The 20,653-nt window shown below is 65.4% G+C and carries 16 protein-coding genes; 7 read left to right on the forward strand and 9 right to left on the reverse strand.

The window, feature by feature from the left end; translation table 11 throughout:
• Positions 1-22: 22 nt before the first annotated feature.
• A complete protein-coding gene (xopF1, locus tag J7396_RS07070) occupies positions 23-2,026 on the reverse strand; it encodes a type III secretion system effector XopF1 (RefSeq protein WP_244669570.1) in 2,004 nt (667 codons plus the stop codon).
• The gene (gene hap3 / locus J7396_RS07080; protein ID WP_136732744.1) at positions 2,023-2,469 is read right to left on the reverse strand and encodes an Hpa3 family type III secretion system protein; all 447 of its coding nucleotides are present in this window, start codon (positions 2,467-2,469) and stop codon (positions 2,023-2,025) included. The genes xopF1 and hap3 overlap by 4 nt, the downstream gene beginning before the upstream one ends.
• Before the next feature lie 692 nt (positions 2,470-3,161).
• Between hap3 and xopN the strand changes: the two genes are divergently transcribed.
• The 3 genes from xopN (at position 3,162) to J7396_RS07095 (ending at position 7,089) form a co-directional block, all read left to right on the forward strand.
• A complete protein-coding gene (gene xopN / locus J7396_RS07085) occupies positions 3,162-5,363 on the forward strand; it encodes a type III secretion system effector XopN (protein ID WP_209261407.1) in 2,202 nt (733 codons plus the stop codon).
• A gap of 441 nt (positions 5,364-5,804) precedes the next feature.
• On the forward strand, positions 5,805-6,047 hold the full coding sequence (locus J7396_RS07090) for a DUF378 domain-containing protein (protein ID WP_209261222.1): 243 nt from the start codon (positions 5,805-5,807) through the stop codon (positions 6,045-6,047).
• Positions 6,048-6,117: 70 nt separating this feature from the next.
• Complete coding sequence (locus tag J7396_RS07095; RefSeq protein ID WP_008573185.1) at positions 6,118-7,089, forward strand: peptidylprolyl isomerase; 972 nt, start codon at positions 6,118-6,120, stop codon at positions 7,087-7,089.
• A gap of 38 nt (positions 7,090-7,127) precedes the next feature.
• Here J7396_RS07095 and J7396_RS07100 read toward each other — a convergent pair whose 3' ends face one another.
• Entirely contained in the window at positions 7,128-8,015 is an 888-nt protein-coding gene (locus tag J7396_RS07100; RefSeq protein ID WP_029819802.1) for a DMT family transporter, read from the reverse strand.
• A gap of 170 nt (positions 8,016-8,185) precedes the next feature.
• On the opposite strand from J7396_RS07100, the gene J7396_RS07105 reads away from it, so the two are divergent.
• The 3 genes from J7396_RS07105 (at position 8,186) to J7396_RS07115 (ending at position 9,868) form a co-directional block, all read left to right on the forward strand.
• Positions 8,186-9,178 (forward strand): LysR substrate-binding domain-containing protein, encoded by a 993-nt coding sequence (locus J7396_RS07105; protein ID WP_011348013.1) that lies wholly within the window; start codon positions 8,186-8,188, stop codon positions 9,176-9,178.
• Between the two features lie 56 nt (positions 9,179-9,234).
• The gene (locus J7396_RS07110; RefSeq protein WP_057681463.1) at positions 9,235-9,498 is read left to right on the forward strand and encodes a DUF2867 domain-containing protein; all 264 of its coding nucleotides are present in this window, start codon (positions 9,235-9,237) and stop codon (positions 9,496-9,498) included.
• A 76-nt stretch (positions 9,499-9,574) separates the two neighbouring features.
• Positions 9,575-9,868 carry a hypothetical protein gene (locus J7396_RS07115; protein WP_005912915.1) on the forward strand — a complete coding sequence of 98 codons (294 nt, stop codon included), beginning with the start codon at positions 9,575-9,577 and terminating at the stop codon, positions 9,866-9,868.
• 196 nt (positions 9,869-10,064) lie between these two features.
• Here the strand turns inward: J7396_RS07115 and J7396_RS07120 are convergent, their stop codons facing one another.
• Positions 10,065-10,868: a DUF4349 domain-containing protein gene (locus tag J7396_RS07120; protein ID WP_209261223.1), complete on the reverse strand. Its 804-nt coding sequence runs from the start codon at positions 10,866-10,868 to the stop codon at positions 10,065-10,067.
• Positions 10,865-11,263, reverse strand: coding sequence for a GFA family protein (locus tag J7396_RS07125; protein ID WP_209261224.1), 399 nt, complete (start codon positions 11,261-11,263; stop codon positions 10,865-10,867). The genes J7396_RS07120 and J7396_RS07125 overlap by 4 nt, the downstream gene beginning before the upstream one ends.
• A 340-nt stretch (positions 11,264-11,603) precedes the next feature.
• On the opposite strand from J7396_RS07125, the gene J7396_RS07130 reads away from it, so the two are divergent.
• Positions 11,604-13,409: a DUF885 domain-containing protein gene (locus J7396_RS07130; RefSeq protein ID WP_029819807.1), complete on the forward strand. Its 1,806-nt coding sequence runs from the start codon at positions 11,604-11,606 to the stop codon at positions 13,407-13,409.
• Positions 13,410-13,682: 273 nt separating this feature from the next.
• Here the strand turns inward: J7396_RS07130 and J7396_RS07135 are convergent, their stop codons facing one another.
• The 4 genes from J7396_RS07135 to J7396_RS07150 form a co-directional block, all read right to left on the reverse strand.
• Positions 13,683-15,515: an ABC transporter ATP-binding protein gene (locus J7396_RS07135; RefSeq protein WP_109291381.1), complete on the reverse strand. Its 1,833-nt coding sequence runs from the start codon at positions 15,513-15,515 to the stop codon at positions 13,683-13,685.
• A gap of 168 nt (positions 15,516-15,683) precedes the next feature.
• Positions 15,684-16,283 (reverse strand): plasmid pRiA4b ORF-3 family protein, encoded by a 600-nt coding sequence (locus J7396_RS07140; protein ID WP_209261225.1) that lies wholly within the window; start codon positions 16,281-16,283, stop codon positions 15,684-15,686.
• 204 nt (positions 16,284-16,487) lie between these two features.
• The gene (locus J7396_RS07145; protein WP_209261226.1) at positions 16,488-19,547 is read right to left on the reverse strand and encodes an efflux RND transporter permease subunit; all 3,060 of its coding nucleotides are present in this window, start codon (positions 19,545-19,547) and stop codon (positions 16,488-16,490) included.
• Positions 19,544-20,650 carry an efflux RND transporter periplasmic adaptor subunit gene (locus J7396_RS07150; protein ID WP_209261227.1) on the reverse strand — a complete coding sequence of 369 codons (1,107 nt, stop codon included), beginning with the start codon at positions 20,648-20,650 and terminating at the stop codon, positions 19,544-19,546. The genes J7396_RS07145 and J7396_RS07150 overlap by 4 nt, the downstream gene beginning before the upstream one ends.
• Between the last annotated feature and the right edge of the window lie 3 nt (positions 20,651-20,653).

A 20,653-nucleotide genomic window follows, 5' to 3' on the forward strand; every position in this document is an offset into this window, starting at 1 on the left:
GGCGCCGGCGTCTGGGCGGCGCTCAAGGCCTACCCTGTTGCCACTGCTGCAGCGCCTGCTTCTGACGCAAGGCCGCGCCAAGCGCGTGCAATTGCGCAGACAACTCTGCGATCACCGCGCGGCCTTCGCCTTCACCCGCGACGGGGAGATCGGCCAGCCGACCAAGCGCATCGTCGATGGTCGCGATCGAGACCGCTTGCGCAGCCACCTGGTTCCTTAGCTGCTGCAACGCATTGCGCAATCGGTCGACGTCAGCGCTGAGCGGCACGGGCACGCCCGTGCCTTCTTCCATGGCACGCGCCACTTCGCCCTGGGCTGGCGGGGGAAGCAAGCCAAGCGCTGTGTCCAGGGGCTGGGCGAGCGTCTGCAAGGTGCGTGAAATCGTTCTATCCTGCTCGGCCGCTACAATGGCGCGCTCGTGATCCAATCGCGTGGCCTGGGTGGTATTTGTGCCGTTCTTGGCTTTCAGCGCATTCCACACCACATCGTTGAAGAACATCTGCGCTCCTTGCTGCAACACCCATGCTGGAGAATTGTCGGCCTCTCCAGGCAAGCTGCCGCCGCCATACCCTCCTCTCAGCGGGGAAGCGATCAATCTGGTGGCACCCAACGAAGCCATGTTGGCCAACACATTGCCGACCATATGGCGTCCCAGCACATCGCGGAGCGCCGTCGTTGCCGCGTTCGCCGTGCTGAACGCCTGTCTCGCTAATGCCATCGCTTCCTGACCTGTCTGCAACAGATAGCTGGGAAAATGCACCGCATCGGACCACGTGGCAGGAGGTCGTGTCTTGTCCGGCAATGCAAGAGCGAACAGATTCAAGCGCTGATTCCCACCGAGCAAATCGGGAACCGTCATCTGGCCAGTGCGCCCCATTGCCTTGCCGGTGTCCAGCAACGCCTTATGCAGAGCGCCTGCACCACCCACCGCCAGCCCGGCCAGGCCAACTTCGGCAACCGCCGTACGGGTGGAGGGGTCCCCTGAAGTGCGCCGCGCGGCGTTAAAGCCGCCGCTGATGGTCGGCCTGAGCAGCATGGTGTCCAGCGCCGTATCGTCCAGCATGGACTGACGCTGCGCGATTCCTGCCCGACGGTCATAGGCCTGTGCCGTGAGCTCGGCACGGGTCGGCGTACCGTTTTCTCCGGGACGCACGAAGCGCTTGTTTCCCTCAGGGGTGACTTCCAATAGGACCGGCGGCGGGTCCGGCACCAGGATTTTGGGATCGATCGCCTGGAAACGCGGCAGATTGGCAACGCGCGCGCGCCTGTCCATCGATGGAATCAACAGCGTGTCGCAGGCATGCGACCCCATTCCCGAGATCACCCCAGCCAGGGTCGCTGTACTCAAGGGTTCGGAAGCGGGCGGGCGGCTGCTCTGGTAGGCAGTGGCTGCAGAAATGCCGAGCGGCGTCCGCAACGCGCCAACGAAAAACGATCTGAGACTTTCATACGCAATGGGCAGCGACGCTTTCCTGCCGACCGCCTTCATATCCCCGGCAACTTCGTAGGCAGCGTCCGGACCGAATGCCTCAATACGCTCCTGCAAGCGGGCATCGGCCCACTGCACGTATTCCGCCTGCAATGCGAGCTGCTCGTCCGACGGCTCCGCAAACGGGCGATCCTTCAGACCTGCACGCAGTTGCGTCTTCAGGCGTTCGCAAGCGGCGACACAACGCTGCGCGTAAGCCCCCTGCGTCGCCGAAGAAGAAGCCGCCTGCTGGTTGCCTGGATGCCGCCCAGCGCGATGCTGGCGCTCTGCGCGCTCAGACGCAGCGCGGGAGGATTCACCCGCTTCCGGACGCCACTGCCTGGTCTTGGCGGGGGATAATTCACCCGACGGCAGCGTTGTGGTCTTGCCTGCACGCGCGCGCAAGCGCGGGCTCGGCTCCGCCAGCCCCTTTAGCACCGTCGAACGCGGCGTCTGCGGCTCTGGCACGAATGGTTCGCTTGCGTGCGCGGCACCGGGATTTGCGGACGATCCACTTGGGATGGACGGTGGAGCGCTGTTCTGGCGTTGGAGCTTCATACGACAGCCTCCCTCGCGCTGCCCGCCTGCGTCACCAGCGCATCCAGCACGACACGTGCGACGACCTGCCCCCGCTCGAGAGTGGCTGCCACGTCTTCGGGCGTCTGCGCGAGCAGCAACGGGCAGATGCACAGCAGGCCCAGGTTGGACATCGTCAGCCGCCACCCGTACTCGGTCAGCAGTTGCTCTTGCAGCGCAAGCAGTGTGACGACCTCGTCGCCCTGGAGTTCGCGTGCGGCCAACGGCAGGATGACTTCCGGAAATCCCGACACGCCATCGTTCCGGGGCTGCGCATGCACGCGACACAGCATGCCCGCAGGCCCGAGAACGGTCTCGCCTTCACGCAGGCGCTGCACCAGTGCATCGGTCAGGCCCAGGCGAATACCAAGACCGGAAAAGAACGAAGCCACCATGGAATCAACATTGATCTGATCGGATGTCATTTGAGGTATCTCACAATGAAAGTGCGAGCTGCATCGCTTGGCTCTGCCTGGGCAGTGTCACTGTCAGCGCCCGGTCACCGCAAAAAAAGCGCGAATCACCGGCGCAACGCACGAAGCGCAAAAGCCTCACGCAAATAGTTCGATCCGCACGCTTGCCTGTTTGCTCAAGTCAGCGATCAAGGCTGTGGTGGCCACAGATTTTTCGGCACCTCAGGCCATGCCCGTCACCAATGACCATCGCCTGGCGCGCCGTCCGGCGCGGCAGTCCTGACGCGCAGCACCATTGGCATGCACCCACGACGACCTGCTCGCCCTGGACGCGCATTTTTGGAAGGTTGCTGACGAGACAGAGACCGGCCGACTGCAGAGTGCCAGTGCATTTGAAAAGACTGCCCTCTGTCACGCTCCACATCCATTGCATACCAGGCGCCGCTTCGGAACCTGATTTGGTTCGCGTACGGCGATAGAAAATCTGCTGGACAGACAGCGGGCATACGCGTCTGGTAGTTCAATTTTCGCGCAGTGCATTCACCACTTCGCCTCCACCAATACCGGCAGGCCCAGGATTGCACCAGGAACTTCGCTACGGGAGGGAGGTTCCACGGCATCTGCGATGCAATCCCATGCGATGCGCACCAATCGTCCGGTACGCACGCAATCTATCTGCCGTATACACGTCAGGAGATGTCCCGATGAAGTCATCCGCATCCGTTGATTCGGCCAGCCGCAGTGCGGGGCCGCACTTGCCTGAGATCCAGGAAACAGAGCTCGCCACTGCCTCCACCTCTGCGGCCGTCACACACCAATCCGCGCCGGACCCCGCACTCAGCCCACTTGGGCGTGCGCCCGTCAGGCGCAGTGGCGCAACCACGCTAGGGGCGCTTCTAGCCAGGCCCGAGCAAGACGCCCAGGCCCTCGTCCCGCAACCGGCAACCTCATCGAATGCAACGAAGGCGACGCTGGCACGGCTTCGTCAGCAGTTGGCCTCGGACAATGCACGCGCAATCGCACCGGACTTGGCGGCCGATCTGATCAGCAGGCTCAGGCCGATGAAATCGCCCGGCACCACGGGTGCGCAGGCACGCGCGGCCACGCATGCGGATCTGGTCAGCCGCATCAGCGAACACGATGTGATCGATTGGTACAAGGCGCAGGGGCTGAACGAAAACGACGTAGCCACGCTGCGGCGCACCGCGCTGCTTTCCGGCATGCCCAACCCGAGCGGCAGCTTCCTCACCAATGCCATGCAGTACATCGTCTCGCCGTGGATCAACTATGCGACACGCCAACCGTGGGCCGGCGCAGGGTTCGGCCTGGCCACCATGCTGGTCGCCGCACCTGTGAATGCCGGCCAACAATCGGCGGTTGTCAGCCTGTGCGAGTCGATTCGCGAACACGGCGCTCATGTCATCGTGCCGGACAAGAAGCAGATCAACGACAAGCACTGGCTCCCCGAACTGGCACACGCCCTCAAGGAAAAGATCGAAACGTTCGCCAAAGCCTGCGACGTGTTTCGCGAGATTCAGAGTGATCCGAATTCCTCAAGTAAGGAACGCGCGGCGGCAGCCGACATCTTGCTGGCAGCAGAGAAGGAGCTGCACCAGGCCCAGCATGATTTCGTCATGACCCAGGGCGCACACGATCGCCAGTGGCAGGGCAACCGCTGGCAGGCCGTTCCACGTATCTTGCGCTCGCCGGTGGCCAGCACGCTGGGGCTGCTCAGCAAGACAGGCGCGATGCGTGCGCTGTCGCCGACGGCGCAGACGGTTGGCGCGATGTTGATGACGGCTGCGCAACATGTGGCCGCCGGCTTCGACGAGCAAGCCAAGCAGGAAGCCAACAACAAGCTCAACCTCTTGTACGCCGATGTACTGACCGACGCAGGCAAGCAGAAGCTGGCCAGCGGCGCGGCGGTCAGCGCAGAGGACATCAAGACCGACAAGCTACGCAGCCTGATCCAGTCGCCCACCCAAGCGCTGGTCAAGCGCGTCACCGCCGGGGTCGCGGAGTTGGAGAAGCTGCTGGCGGATGCAGTGACAGCAGAGGGTACGCAGCCAGGCGCAATCACGGCAGACGACCGCGACATCGAGGCCGGCGACGCCAGCAAGGCGATGCAGGAACTGCGCTTGGTGCGCAACGACCTTGAGGCGTTGCGCGAAGGCAGGCTCGACGAAATCGACCCGAACGGCACCGCATCCAAGCTGCTTATCGGCGCCGAAAAGTCCGTGCTGTCGCAGCAGCTGTTCAACGATATCGCCAAGAAGTACAACTATCTCGAGTTCACCGCGCAAACCGCACAGCGCATCGGCCAGATGTTCCATCTGATCTTCCTGGGCAGCGCCGCATCGTCGGTGATCAGCAAACTCGTTTCGGCCTCCCAGGGCGGCACCCGCAATGTTCCGCTCCCGCAAAGCCTGGCGGTCTCGGCGATCTCCGGGGGCATGGCCGCCGTTGGCGCCCTGAACCAGCACACCGCCATCACCATCAAGAACAACCGTCGCGAGGGAAGCACCGACATCGGGCTGGGGAAGCAGCTAGGCCGCGGAGTCCTGGGCGCCATGCATGAAACGCTCTCCCAGCGACGTGGGACCAAGGCCAGCAAGGCCATCAACGCCTTGTTGGAGGGCAATGATGTTGAAGCGCTGCTGGCAACGGCAAGAGCGTTGTCTGTGCAGGAGGCAAGCACCTCTTCCAGCCAGCCACAGGATTTGCCATCGACATCCACGGCGGCACCACCGCGCCGGGAACATGTTTCGGCACCGAGTAGCCCGAACCGATCGAGGCTGGAACAGACCAACAACGAGATAACGCGGTCCAAGAGCGCTCGGAACTTGGGGACGGAACTGCACGAGTTCGCCCGCATGGCCGGCAAACACTCCAAGCACCTGGTGTGAGGTGATGATCCGGCATGTTGCAGGGCGTCGCCTCCCTGCAACATGGCCGCCGCACCGGACGCTGCCTTGTCCGTTACCGACGTCGATTGACGCGGGGTGTGCTGCTTCCTCGGCAGCCGCGCCGGCAGGCGGATGCCGAAGCGGACTCAGTGCCGGACCAGCGGCGGCATCAGGCCGAAGATGCACGCCGCTGAATCGTTCGCCTCGGCGGTGAACGAAGCGATATCGCCCCTATCCATGTCGGGTCGCCGCCTGTCTGCCAAGGCATTGGTCACCGGCCATCGCGCAGCTGGCGACCGCTGCCCGAGCGCAGACACTACCCGCATGGCTGGCGGATGTGAGCGACATGTGTGCAAAGCGGGCCGCCAGCGGGCGACGCTCACGGCCTTCTCGCTGGGGCATGCGGAGTCTGGGGTCTCCCAACCCACATGGAATGCTTTCATGAAAGCGATCAACGTCATCACTCTGGTGCTTCTCATCGTCGGTGGATTGAACTGGGGGCTGGTCGGCCTGTTCCAGTTCGATCTGGTTGCCGCACTGTTCGGCGGACAGGACGCGCTGCTGTCGCGTGTGGTTTACACGCTGGTGGGGCTCTCGGCGCTGTGGCAGCTGGTACCGCTGTTCCGCAACAACCATGGCACTGCCGGGCATCACACCAGCCCGCACGTGCGCAACAATCCGTAACCTCCTGCGCGCGGCAGGTCTTCGCATCTGTGCATGACGCCGGCGCACTGCGTCGGCGTCATGCCATGCGATGCATGCTTTGCGTCTGGGCGCGTGGTCGGCAAGAATCGCAGACACCTCCCTGCTGGCTGCCTTCATGCTCCTGCGCACTGTTGCTTCTGCCTGCCTGCTCGCCCTGCTGTTACCCGTAGCCGCCAACGCGGCTTACCGTAGCCCGCAACAGATTCTGGACAGCTCGCCGGCCAGCGCGTGGCGCGTGCTCGATCCGGACCGCACGCTGTACCTGGAGCTGGATGCCGGACGGGTCATCATCGAGTTGGCGCCGCAATTTGCGCCGGAGCACGTCGCCAACATTCGCACGCTGGCGCATGAGCGCTTCTGGGACGGGCTGAGCATCTATCGCTCGCAGGACAATTTCGTGGTGCAGTTCGGCGACCCCGATGGCGAGACGCCGGCCAAGGCCAAATCGCTTGGCTCGGCCAAGACGCATCTGCCGGCCGAATTCGAACGCGCATCGCAGGGCCTGGATTTCCAGCGCCTGCCCGACAGCGATGGCTGGGCGCCGCAGGTGGGCTTTGTCGACGGCTTCCCGGTCGGCCGCGACACGGCCACCGGCAAGACCTGGCTGGCGCACTGCTACGGCACCCTGGGCGCCGGCCGCAACAACGACGAAGACAGCAGCATCGGCGCCGAACTGTACGTGGTCACCGGGCAATCGCCGCGCCAGTTGGATCGCAACATCACCGTGGTCGGGCGTGTGGTCAAGGGCATGGAATTGCTCAGCGTGACGCCACGCGGCCCCGACCCGATGGGCTTCTACGAAGACCCCGCGCAACGCGCACCGATCCGCGCGATCCGGCTGGCCAGCGAAGTGCCTGCGCCAGAGCGCACGCCACTGCAATTGCTGCGTACCGACAGCCAGACCTTCCGCGATGTGGTCGAGGCGCGCCGCAACCGCAAGGACGATTTCTACAAGCGCCCGGCCGGGCACATCGACCTGTGCAATGTGCCGTTGCCGGTGCGTGTGCCGCCGGCCGGTTGAATCGGGAATCGGGAATCGCAAGAGCGAGTCGCGCCCCGTCAGCGGGCGCGCTGGCTGAAGGCGACGCTGCCGAGGATCAGCACCGCGGCCACCAGCATGGTCCAGGTGAGCGGTTCGCCCAGCAGCGACCATGCCAGCAGCGCGCCGAACACCGGCACCAGATAGGTCACCGTGGACGCACGCGCCGGGCCGATGCGCTGGATCAGCCGGTAGTACATCAAGAATGCCAGCCCGGTGCACACCACACCCAACGCGGTGGCGCAGGCCCACGCCACCGCCGGCACCGGCGTGGTCGGCCATTGCCACCAGGCCAAGGGCGCCAGCAAGAGCGCACTGCAACCCAGGGTGGACGCCGCCGACGCAGCAGGCGGCAAATCGCCCATATGGCGCTTCACCAGGTTGTAGCCGATGCCGTACAGCAGCGAGGCAGTTGCACCAGCCAGCGCTGCCGGCCCGACGCTCAAGCCGGCGGATTTGCCGGTGGCCAGCACCAGCACGCCGATAAACCCCACCAGCAAGGCCAGCGCGCGACGCGTGCCGATCCGTTCGCCGAAAAACAGGAAGGCGATCAGCGCGGTAAACAGCACCGTCATCGCATTGCAGATCGCCCCGACTGCCGCCGGTGCGTGTTGCGCGCCCCAGGCGAACAGCAGGAACGGCAACGCCGAGTTGAGCACGCCGATTGCCGCCAGCATGGGCCAGCGCTGTAACGGGAAACGTTCGCGTGCCAGCCACAGGAATGGCAGCAGCACCAACGCACCCAGCGCCAGGCGAATTTCCACCAGCACCACGGTGCCGAACTTGGGCGCGGCCACGCGCATGAACAAAAACGAGCAGCCCCACACCACGCCCAGAAAACCAAGCTCAAGCGGCGTACGCCATTGACGTACCGCAAGCTCGGGCTGCACCGACGATTGGACGCTCATGACCGTGCTCCCGAACCGTGCCATGCGGGGATGAAACGGCAGAAGACGGCAGCAGGCAGACAAAGAGACATGGCACGATCGTCGCGAAGGAATGATGCAGCATCGGTTGCCACCAGGGGCGCGACAAGCGCGTAGTATCGGGGCGAGCCACAAATCTCACTCATGCCTCGATGAATCTGCGCCCTACCTTGTTACCTGCGCTGGGCGTGTTCGCCGCTGCCGCCCGCCACCAGAATTTCGCCCACGCCGCCGAAGAACTGCACCTCACCGCCAGCGCGGTCAGCCACCATGTGCGCAAGCTCGAAGCGCTGCTGGGTGCGACCTTGTTCCAGCGGCTACCGCGTGGCGTCAAACTCACCGCCGAAGGCCGCCAGCTGGCCGATGCGGCCACCGCCGCGCTGGCCGAGATCGCGGCGGTAGCCGGCAACCTGCATCCGCGCGAAGACGCCATTCCACTGCGCGTTACCACGTTGCGCTCGCTGTCGTACTGCTGGTTGTTGCCGCGGCTGCCGCGCTTTTGCCGCGCCTATCCGCATATCCGCATGGACCTGCAATCGGATACGGCCTTTTCGCGTTTCGAAGAAGGCGGCCCGGACCTGGGTATTCGTTATGGCCAAGGCGCCTGGCCCGGACTGACCTCGCATCACCTGATGGACGACGAACTGTTCCCGGTGGCCTCACCGTCGTTGCCGGAAGTGGCTGCCCTGCGCACGCCGGCGCAGATCGCGCAATTACCGCTACTGACCGACATGTCGCCGCAGGGGTGGCGCGACTGGTTCCGCGCAGCCCAGGTCCGCGGTACCACCGTGCCGCCGATGCACACCTTCAACGACAGCACCGACGCGATGCGCGCCGCCGTGTATGGCCTGGGCGCGGTGCTGGCGCGCAAGCACATCGCCCAGCCCTACCTGCAGCGTTACGAACTGGTACGCCTGCCCGGCCCCACGCTCAAGGCGCGTTACGCGTACTACATCGTGCACCCCAGCCACCGCGAACTCAGCCCGGCCGCGGCATTGTTCATTGACTGGCTCAAGCGCGAAGCACAGGACGAACGCACCCCGATGCCGGCACTGCCCGCCGAATTGGTGGCGTTGCCGCTGAGCGAAGGCGTGCAGGAGCCGCGTGCAAGGCGGCGTTTGCGTAGCGCATCGGCGGCGGAATGAACCAAGCGGCAGGCTGGCATTTGTCGAAAAATTTGGGCTATCCAGGGCGCTTCCCGATGCTGGCACAACGCAACAACGCCGACGACAAACATCTGCGCTTCCGCTCGTCGGTGGCATTGCGCCGGGTCGGCACGCACGAGATCGAGCTGACCATGGCCACCCGAGTGAGCTGCCGCAACGGGTTTGGCCGAGTCTACATGGCCTGTATCCATCATGTGCATCACCACTACGTCATGCCCACGATGCTGCGCGCCGCAGTAGGCCGCGTGATGCAGTCCGATCCCGTTACCAGCCAGGCATGGCCGGCACGGCCCGCGTGATGTGAGCAGCGCGCCATCACCTCGTTTTGTCCTGGCGATGCCTAGGCTTGATGTCCCCAATCCACAGGACACTCCCATGCCTACCCTCCGCATGCGCATCACCGGCACCGACGACGACGCGCGTGCCATTGCCAACCTGCTGCAAAGCATCGACGGCATCGAGCACGTGGAAGAAGTGGACGATCTGATGCCGCACCTGGACGACGAAGATTCCAGCTCGGCAGGCCTGTCGGACGACGAAGGTCCGGGCAGCCACGAGTTCGAAGTGGAAGCCGGCAACGAGGCCACCGCGCAGAAGGTCCGCGACGCGGTGCAAGAGCTGGCACTGCAGCTGGACGTGTTTGTGGAATACGAAGTGGACGAAGGTTGAGCCGGGCTCAGCCCTACCTGTGGCGACAGTGCTGCGTTGCTGGATCACACGCGACGCCATGACGCGTCCTGCGTCGCTTGGGCATGCCGCTGCGCGCTCAAGCCGCGTGCGACCGAGCGCTGACAGCGCACGCCGCATGCACTGATCGGTCGGATGACCCCGCAGCTGCACGGCAGTCCCGCGCAGCTGCGGTGCATCAGGACATCCGGCGCCGACGTACGCGCCAGCGCCACGCCTGCAACAACAACCAGCCGGCGATCAGTGCAACCGCAGCCACCGGCAGTAGCGCTGCCACTGCGCGGATGACGAACGCCACGCTGCTGGAAAATACCTCGCCGAACTCGGCAGCGGCTTGTGCGATCTCGCCCCTGCCCTGCTCGCCACCGGTACTGCGGAAATTGAGCGTCAGCAATTGCGTGCGCACCCGGCGCTGCTGCTGCGCGGCCTGCTGTTGGGTCTGCTGCGCCTCGGCTTCGATCTCGGCCAGCCGCTTGGACAAGGCCAGCAGATCGGTCACCGCCAGATCGCGGCGCTGCTGCAATTCCAGCAGGCGCGCATGCTCTTTTTGCAGCCGCGCCTGTGCCAGGCCGGTGTCGGCAATCTGCTGGGCCAGATCTTCGGCCCGCGTGCTACGCGCGGCGACATCGCCATGCTGGCCGGCCAACTGCACCATGGGTTCGATCCCTTCCGGTGCCAGCCGTACGCTGACGCGCCCACTGGGATCGCGCCCGCCTTCCTGCTCGACCGCCAGCAAGGCGCAGTCGCCGAACTGCGCGTCCTGGCAGGCAGTGCGTATCGCGGCGATGCGCTGGCCGATCTGGTCGGCAGGCAGCTCGATGCGCACATCGTGCTCGTAGGCCAGGGCATTGCCCTGCGCGGCAGGCGGTGCCGGCGCCGCAGCCCCGCCGTCGGCCGCGATCTGCGCGTGATGCTTCGCACACCCGCACAGCGCCCATCCCAGCAGCATGGCCGTGGCATACCGCTGCATGGCACGGCTCATCGGCTGGCTCCGTCGATTGCATGCACCTGCAGCCCGGCAAGATCCAGCGCCGGCAGGCAACGCACATTGACCGCGACGCCCATTTCGCCGGTCTTGGGGTTGAGGCCCTCGCTGAAGGGCGCGATCCCGCACTGCGTGCAATAGTGGTGATCGATGTGCTGCTGATTGAAGCGGTAGCTGCCCACAGCTTCCGGCGCGGCCTGAAGCTGCAGCTGCGTGCGCGCGCCGAACCAGAGCAAACCGCCACGGCGGCGACACAGCGAACAGTTGCAGTCGTAGACCTCAGTGATGGGCGCTTCGGTCTGCAGATCGAACGCGATGCGTCCGCAATGACAGCTACCGGCATAGTGCATGTGATCCTCCTTGGAACAGGCCACCGTGCGGATGGCAAGCATGATGTTGCGTGTACGCGCCGCCTGGGTAGCGAGGCGGCGCCCGGGAACCGGAGTGTACGAGCGATCGCGCCCGCAACGTGCAGCCGTCGTGTGCCCGCGGGCGATTGCGCCGCTGCACGGCCGGCAGGATCGGGGCGCTCACCCACACGTGGTGCGCATCTGTCAGGGCACATGGAGGGCGCGCACGATCCGGAGGGTCAGGCGGCACACGCTGGTCCAAGCCTCAGCCGCGCCCGCCTGGCGGTGAGGCCGTCGATTTATTGGCTGCCCTACACCAATGGCGGATGCGCACGTGGGCGCAGATGCCTATGCTGGCGGTTTGATTCCACCAGGACCCACGATGCGTCAACGCCTGCTTGTCCTTGCCCTGCTCACCGGCCTCAGCGCCTGCCAGCAACAGCCCGAATCACCGCGCGCCGATGCAGCCGCGCCTGCCGCCAGCCAGGCACAGACCCCGGATGCGCGCTTTGCCGCATTATCCAAACAGGCCCTGGACACCTGGATGCAGCTGTCGCCGGTGACCGCCACCCAGACCGGCGACCATCGCTTCGATGCGCAAATCGACGACCTGAGCGCCGGCGGCCGTCAGCGCAGCGTGGATGCGGGCAAGAAGCTGCTGGCCACCCTGGATGCAATCGAGGTGGCCAAGCTTTCGCGCGAGAACCAGGTGGATGCGGCCATCCTGCGCAATCAGCTGCAATCGGAGATCTGGAATACCGAGGTGCTGCAAAGCTGGGCCTGGGACCCGCAGGTCTACAACGGGCTGGCCGGCAGCGCGCTGTACAGCCTGATGGCGCGCGAATTCGCGCCGCTGCCCGAGCGCCTGACCGCGGCCACCCAGCGCATGGAAAAGATCCCGAGCATCTTTGCGCAGGCACGCGAGAACCTGGACCCGGCGCGCGTGCCGAAGATCCATGCCGAAACGGTGGCCAAGCAGAACAAGGGCATCCTGAGCATCGTCGACAGCTTCATCGCGCCCAACATCAGCCAGCTTGGCCCGATCGAGGCGGCGCGTGCGCAGGCGGCCATCGACAACCTGCGCAAGGCAGTGGCCGAGCAGCAGACCTGGCTGGACACCGTGCTGGTCCCCAATGCCAAGGGCGACTTCCGCATCGGTGCGGAAAAATACGATCAGAAGCTGAAATTCGCGCTGCTGTCGTCGCTGTCGCGTGCCGACATCAAGCAGCGCGCCGAATCCGAGCTCAAGCGCGTGCGCAGCGACATGTACGGGATTGCGCGCACGGTACTCAAGGACAAGCCCGGCGCTCCCCAATTGCCCGAATCGCCCACCGAAGACCAGCAGCAGGCGGCGATCGAAGCGGCGCTGGAACTGGCGTATGCCGACAAGCCGGCGCGCGACAAGGTGGTGGACGCGGCCAAGGCAGCGCTGGCCCAATCCACCGAATTCGTGCGCCACAAGGACTTGATGACGCTACCCGATTCGCCGGTGGACATCATCCTGATGCCGGAGTTCCAGCGTGGCGTGGCGGTCGCGTATTGCGATTCGCCCGGCCCGCTCGACAAGAATCTCAAGACGTTCTACGCGGTGTCGCCGATTCCCGACGACTGGAACGACAAGCAGGTCGATTCGTTCCTGCGCGAATACAACACCCGCATGATCCAGCTGCTCAGCATCCATGAGGGCACGCCGGGTCACTACCTGGAAGGCTGGCATTCGGCCAAGTTCCCCTCCACGCTACGCGCGGTGCTGCGCTCGGGCATGTTCGCCGAAGGCTGGGCGGTTTACACCGAGCGCATGATGCAGGAGCAGGGTTACCTGGATAACGACCCGCTGTTCCACCTGGTGCAGCTCAAGTTCTACCTGCGCACCATTGCCAATGCCATTCTCGACCAGGGTGTGCATGTGGACGGATGGGATCGCGACAAGGCGATGCACCTGATGACCCACGACACCTTCCAGCAGGAAAGCGAAGCCTCGGGCAAGTGGGTGCGTGCGCAGCTCTCCTCCGCACAGCTCCCGACCTACTTCGTCGGCGTGCAGGAACATCTGGACACCCGCAAGGCGGTACAGGACAAGCTCGGCGAGACCTTCAACCTGAAGGCCTATCATGACAAGATGCTGTCCTACGGTGCACCGCCGGTACGCTTCGCCCGCGAGCTGATGCTGGATCAACCGATCGAGTGAGCATTTCCCTTCTCCCCGCGGGAGAAGGTGCCCCGCAGGGGCGGATGAGGGTACGGGCGAAGCCTCGCGTGCCTCATAGAGGACGCATTTTCCTGGTGCGAATTCAATCGACCATGAAGCCTTGTGTCATCCAAAACTAGCAAGTGGCTTCGCCCCGGACCCTCACCCCAACCCCTCTCCCGCCGGGAGAGGGGCTTAGGTCGTTGCCAATGTCTATTGGCCAGTTTCCAACCCGCGTTACCCCAGTCCCGTGTCCTTACACGTAGCTTTCCGTCACGCATCCGCAGCAACAAACCCTCCGGTCTGCCGCGCCCAAAGCCGTGCATACAAGCCGCCATGCGCAATCAATTGCGCATGCGTGCCTGTCTCGACGATCTTGCCGGCATCCATCACCACCAGCCGGTCCATGCGCGCGATGGTCGAAAGGCGGTGCGCGATGGCAATCACGGTCTTGTTGCCCATCAGCGCGTCCAGGCTGTCCTGGATGGCGGCCTCCACTTCCGAATCCAGCGCCGAGGTCGCTTCGTCCAGAATCAGGATCGGCGCGTCCTTCAGCAATACCCGCGCAATCGCGATGCGCTGGCGCTGACCGCCGGAGAGCTTGACCCCGCGCTCGCCCACATGCGCATCGAAACCGCGGCGGCCTTCGCCATCGATCAGCGTGTCGATGAAACTGTCGGCGCGTGCCTTGCGCACGGCGTCGAGCAGTTGCGCCTGGCTGGCCTGCGGCCGCCCATACAGCAGGTTATCGCGGATCGAGCGATGCAACAGCGAGGTGTCCTGGGTGACCAGGCCGATCTGCCCGCGCAGGCTTTCCTGCGTCACGGTTGCGATGTCCTGCCCGTCGATCAGGATGCGGCCCTGCTCCAGGTCGTAAAGCCGCAGCAACACGTTGACCAGGGTGGATTTGCCGGCACCGGATGGCCCGACCAGGCCGATCTTCTCGCCGGCACGCACCTGCAGATCCAGCCCGGCGATCACCCCACCGCGCTTGCCGTAATGGAAATGGATGTGCTCGAACTGCACCTGCCCCTGCGTTACCTGCAGCGGCACCGCATCGGCTGCATCCTGCACCTGCACCGGTTGCGAGATGGTCTGCATGCCGTCCTGCACGGTGCCGATGTCCTCGAAGATGCCGTTGACCGTCCACATGATCCAGCCGGACATGTTGTGGATACGGATCACCAGACCGGTGGCCAGGGTGATCGCGCCCACGCTGATCTGGCCGCGGCTCCACAACCACAGCGCCAGCGCGCAGGTCCCCACGATCAAAAAGCCGTTGGCCACTGCGATGGCGGTGTCCATGGCGGTGGTCACCCGGGTCTGCCGGCGGTGTTTCACCGCCAGTTCGTCGATGGCATCGCGCACATACGCCTGTTCGCGGCCGGCATGGGCGAACAACTTGAGCGTGGAAATATTGGTATAGCCATCGACGATGCGGCCGGTCGCCTTGGAGCGCGCATCGGAGGCAACCCATGCGCGCGCCTTCATGCGCGGCACGAAAAACGCCATCAGCGCGACGTACACCACCAGCCAGAGCAGCAGCGGCGCCATCAGCCAGGGGTCTGCCTGCGCGAACAGCCACAGGGCACTGCCGGTGTAGACCACGATGTACCACAGCGCATCCACCATCTGCACGGCCGATTCGCGCAGCGAGGTGCCGGTCTGCATCACCCGATTGGCGATGCGCCCGGCAAAATCGTTGTTGAAGAAGCCCAGGCTCTGGCGCACCACGTAGTTGTGCATCAGCCAGCGCGAACGGTTGCTAAGACCCGGCACGATCGCCTGATTGACTAGCAGATTGTGCAGGCCGGTGAAGAACGGCCTTGCCACCAGCGTGATGACCGCCATCCAGATCAGTTCGCCCGCATGCTGCCGGAAGAAGTCCGGCACAGGTTTGCCGGCAAGCATGTCGACGATGCGGCCGAGGAAGTCGAACATCGCCACTTCCACCAGCGCCAGCAGCAGCCCGGCGATCAAGGTGGCCAGCAGGATCGGCCACAACGGCCGCAGATAATGCAGATAAAAGCGCCACACGCTGCGTGGCGGCATCTCCCGCTCGATGGGCGGGAAGATATCGATCAGGGACTCGAACCAGCGGAACATTGCGCAGACTTCGGAAACACCGGGATCTCAGGCTAGCCGATCGGGCGTCAAGCCGCAGTGGCGCTGGTCGGCACGCGGCTTGATCAGCCCATGCACTGCGTCAACGCCGTCGCCAGGAGAACAAGAGACGAGGTTTGCAGCGCCTTCGCCCATGAGGCGCCACCGCTGTCACTCGCGCACGCGCGCGAGCAGGCGATTGACCTCTGCCAGATCGAAATGCCCAGGTTCCAAGCGCCCACCCAAGCTCGCCAATTCCTGCACATGCTGCGGGTGGTCCGGGTCGGCGATGATGTGCAACAGCGCCTGGTAATCGCCAATGCCGCCACTGCTATTCGGCGGACAGGCATTGGCACCGTCCACACAGCGCGCCACGCGCAGGCCGGCATCGGCCGGCAACAGCGCTTCCACTTGCAGCCGATGCTGCCAGCCAGGGCTGGCGCCGTAGAAATACTCGAAGCCTTCCAGTTCGCCCACCGCGCTTTCCAGCGTGACACGCCCGGCATGCTTGAGCCGGGGACGCTCGGGCACATCCAGCCCGGATTCGCCGTAACGCCCGCCGCCGAGGTCGAATTCGTAGGGATGGGCGCCATTCCATCCCATCACCGGCTGCAATACGCGATGCAAGGTGGCCAGGCGTACTGCGCCCGACACCAGCAAGCGCCGCCAGATCAGCGGCGCACTGCCGGTCAATGCCACATGCAGTTGATACACCGGCGCAGGTGCCTGCAGCGCTTGCTGCGCGGATTTCTTTTTTGCCTTGGTCATCATGCGATGCGTGTGCCTGCCTGTTACCAGTATGGCGTGCCAGGCAGGCGAATGCAGACGCTGTCCAGATCGGCGATTGAATCACTGCGCAACCGCCAGGCGGGCGCGGCCGGTGCCCGGGTCGGGATGTAGCACTTGTCCATCCCGCCTCTGAGCGCCCCGTCCACGCCCATCCGACCGCCACGCGTCACGGCTTGGCGGCCACGCTCAAGCACTGCGGCGCAGGCGCAAACCGAACAGCAGGTCATACAGGATCGGAATCAGGCCCAGCGTCACCAGCGTGCCCAACGCCAGCCCACCGATCATGGTGATCGCCATCCCCGTCCACAGCGGGCCTGCAAACAGCATCAGCGGCACCAGGCCGACGATGCAGGTGAGCTTGGTCATGACGATCGGGCGCAGCCGCTTGACCGCGGCCGCCACCACCGCTTCGCGGCGCGGCAGGCCATCGGCAAGTTCGGCTTCGATGCGCTCCAGCAGCAACACCGCGTTGTTGACGATGATGCCGGCCAGCGCCAGCAGGCCGAAGGTCGCCATGAAGCCGAACGGATAGCCGGTCATCACCAGCGCCAGTGCCGCACCGATCAGCACGAACGGCACCGCCGACAGCACGATGAACAACTTGCGGAACGAGTTGAACTGCCACACGAACAGCAGCAGGATCGCGCCCAAGGCATGCGGCATGTAGTGCAGCAGGGCCTGATTGGCTTCGGCCGAATCTTCCAGCTCGCCGCCAATCTCCACGCGGTAGCCGGGCGGCAGCTTGAGCGCGGCAATTGGCGCGGACAGCCGCTCGACGATCTCGGTCGCGGTCAGTTGCGGGTTGCGCGCGGTCACGGTGATCGCACGGCTGAGGTTGCGCCGCTGGATCGCCGACGGCTCGCTGTCGCGCAGCACCGTGGCGACCGCCGCCAACGGTACCGGTGCGCCGCCTGCCTGCGGGTACACCAACGTATCGGCCGGGTTGCCGTTGGCGGCACGCTCGTCGGTGCTGCCGCGCACGACAACCGGCACATCGGTGCCATCGTCGCGGATCAACGTGGCATCCACGCCGCTGTAGCGCCCCTGCAATGCCTGCGCAATGTCCTCGCTGCTGACACCGGCGCGGCGGGCCTTGAGCTGGTCCACCTGCACCACATAGCGCGGAATGCGCGCCTGCCAGTCGTCCTGCCCGTCCACGGTGCCCGGCACCGCCCGCAAGGCCCTGGCAATCGCAGCAGCGCTGCTGCGCAGGACCGCCTCGTCCGGACCCACCACGCGATACACCGCCATCCCGGCTTCGGTGGCGCCCAGCGAAAAGCGCTTGGGCTCGGCGCGCAGCGCGGGGAAGTGGCTGCGCACATGCGAGCGCACCCGTGCGATCACCGCATCGATGTCGGTCCCCGGCCGCACGCTGACCGTGAAGTAGGCCTGGTTGGCCGCCGGCAGCGGCGGGTTCAGGCCCAGCACGATGCGCGGCCCGCCATCGGCAACATACCCGATGCTGTCCACCACCTCGGGGTTGGCGCGGCGGTCGCCCAACCAGCGGCTGAGTTCACTCACCGTGCGCAGCGTTTGGCGGGCATCGCTGCCCGCCTGCAAGGTCACCGGCATCTGGAACTGCAGGCGGTCGGACTTGGGCAGGAAGTCGTATGGAATGGACACCAGCACGGTGACCGCCACTGCCAGCATCGCCGTCATCGCGCCGATGAACAGCACCTTGTGCTGCAGCACGCGTTCGATCACACGGCGGTAGCCGCGATAGAACCGCGATTCGGCTGCATCGCTGGTCTTGGTGACATGCACCTTGGCGAAGTACATGCACAGCAGCGGCGTCACCGTGATGCTCAGCAACCACGAACCCAGCAGCGTCACGCCAAGCACGGTGGCCAGCGAGCGCAGATATTCATTGGTGCTGGTCTGGCCGAAGAAGAACGGCGAGAACGCCAGCACGATGACCAACGACGAGGTCAGCAAGGGTGTCGCCAACGTCCGGCCCGCATCGATGCAGGCCTGGCGGCGTTCCTCGCCGGCCACCAGGCGGCGCTCGATGTCTTCGGCAATCACGATGCCGTTGTCCACCAACAAGCCCAGCGCAAGAATGATGGCGGCAATGGAGACCGTCTGCAGCTCCACGTTCAGCACACGCATGACGATCAGCGAGGCGAAGATGGTCAACGGCACGATCGCGCCGACGATCAACCCGGTGCGCCAGCCCAGAAACAGCATCACCACCGCCATGACGATGACAATGGTCTCGCCCATGACGTGATGCATCTTGCCCATCTCGCGCTCGACCACATCGGCCTGGAAGCTCACCACGTGCTGGGTGAAGCCGACAGGCAGCTCGTGCGCGGTGTCGTCGAGCTTGGCGCGCAGCGCCTTGCCGAACTCGGCGATATTGGTGCCCGGCTGCATCGAGACCGAGACCACCACCGCCGGCTGGCCCTGGTAAACGGCCGCGCTTTGCGGCGGGTCGGCCGGCATCACCTGCACCTGCGCCAGCTCGCCCAGGGTCACCTCGCGGGCACCGCCCGCAGGTGCGCCGGGCACGCTCAGCAGAACAGCGCGCAACTGCTCGGGCGTGCGGATTTCGCCGGACGTGGCCACGGTCAGCGCCAGCCCCGACACCGCGACCTGCCCACCGGAACCCACCACATTCTGCGCGCGTAATTGCGCCATCACGCTGGACGGCGTCAAGCCGCTCGCCAGCAACCGTGCGCGATCAAACGACACATACACCGATTCGTCCTGCAGGCCATACAACTTCACCTGCTCCACGCCGGGCAAGGCGTACAGCTGCTCGCGCATGCGCCGCAACGGGCCGCGCATTTCGCTCATCGAAAAGCCCGGTGCGGTCACCGCGATCGACGCCACCGACACGCGCCCGAAGTCGTCGTCGACAAAGGGACCAAGCGTGCCCGCAGGCAATTGCGCGCCGGCCTCCGCGGCCTTGGCGCGCACCCGCTGCCAGAGCGCCGGCAGATCCTGCACATCGTCATAGGCGGTCAGCTGCACGATCGCGCTGCCCGGATGCACCGTGGTGACGATGCGCTTGATGCCGGCCAGCTCGCGCAAGCGCTCCTCCACCGGACGCGCCAGCAGGTTTTCCACCTGCTCGCTGGGCATGCCGGGATAGGCCACCGACACCAGCGTGTCGCGTACGGTCACCGACGGTTCTTCCTGCGATGGGAAACCGAGAAACGCCACGATGCCGCCGATCAGGATCATCGCTGCGGCAAACAACGTCAGCCGGCTCGAGCGCATCGCCATCTGGGTCAGCTTCATGGCGTGCGACCTCCGCTCAGCTGCGTCTGCGCCTGCAGTGGCGTCACCGGCTGGCCGTTCACCAAGAAGCCCACACCGGCGCTCACCACCTGCTCGCCTGCCCGCAGCCCGCGCAGAATCTGGACGCGCTCGCCGACGATCGTTCCCAGGTCGACCGCGCGTTCGATCACGGCCCGCGTGGCCGGCTGGTAAACGAACACGCTGGCCTGTTGCCGGTTGAGTCGGGGCAATACCGCCGACAACGGCACGCTCGGCGTGGACGCGGCAGCAGGCGGCAGCGTCAGCATCACGCTGTCGCCGCTGCGCAGCGAAGGCGCGGCGGCGAGCGGTTCCAGCAACGCCTGCACCGTCGTGGCATTGTCCAGGCGGCTGGAAAGACTGCGCAGACGCAGTTCGATCGGCGCGCCGCCCGCATCCACCACGCGGGCATGCACGGTTTGCCCCGGCACCAGACCGGCACCGGCAATTGCCGGCAGCGTGGCGACCAGTTGCACATGGCCCTGCCCCTCCACCTGCAGCACCGCCTGCCCCGCCGCCACATCGGCCTGCGGCTGTTGCAGGCGCGCCACCACGCTGCCATCGAAGGGCGCGCGGAGCTCGCCCAGACGCGCGCCGCGGCGCGCCATGGCCAGGTCGGCCCTGGCCACCTGCAGCTGCGCGGCGGCCGCATCTGCCGCCGCCCGCGCGGCAGTCAAGGTGGCGCTGGAACTGGCACCGTCATCGAACAGTGCCTGTTGCTGGCGCAATTGCAGTTGCCGTTCGCCGGATTGCGCCAGTGCCGCGCGCACGTTGGCATCGGCCTGCTGTTCGCGCAGGCGCAGCGGCTCATCGTCCAGCCGTGCCAGCAGTTGCCCGCGGGTCACCCGGTCGCCGACATCCACCAGCACCGCAGACAGACGGCCTGCCCCTTCGAACCCCAGCTCGGCACGTTGTTCCTGGCGCACCAGCGCCGGCACCTGCAGTGGGTTATCGCTCCCGTTGCCGAAGCGCTCCAGCTTCACCGCGCGCGGCGTCTCGGTGGCCGGCGCCTCCGGCCCGCTGCATGCGGCCAGTCCCAGCAGCAACGCGCCGCACACCAGGCCGCGATAGAACATCGTCATCATTCG

Origin of the sequence: Xanthomonas sp. A1809 (genome assembly GCF_017746015.1) — a bacterium.
Taxonomy (GTDB): domain Bacteria; phylum Pseudomonadota; class Gammaproteobacteria; order Xanthomonadales; family Xanthomonadaceae; genus Xanthomonas; species Xanthomonas euvesicatoria.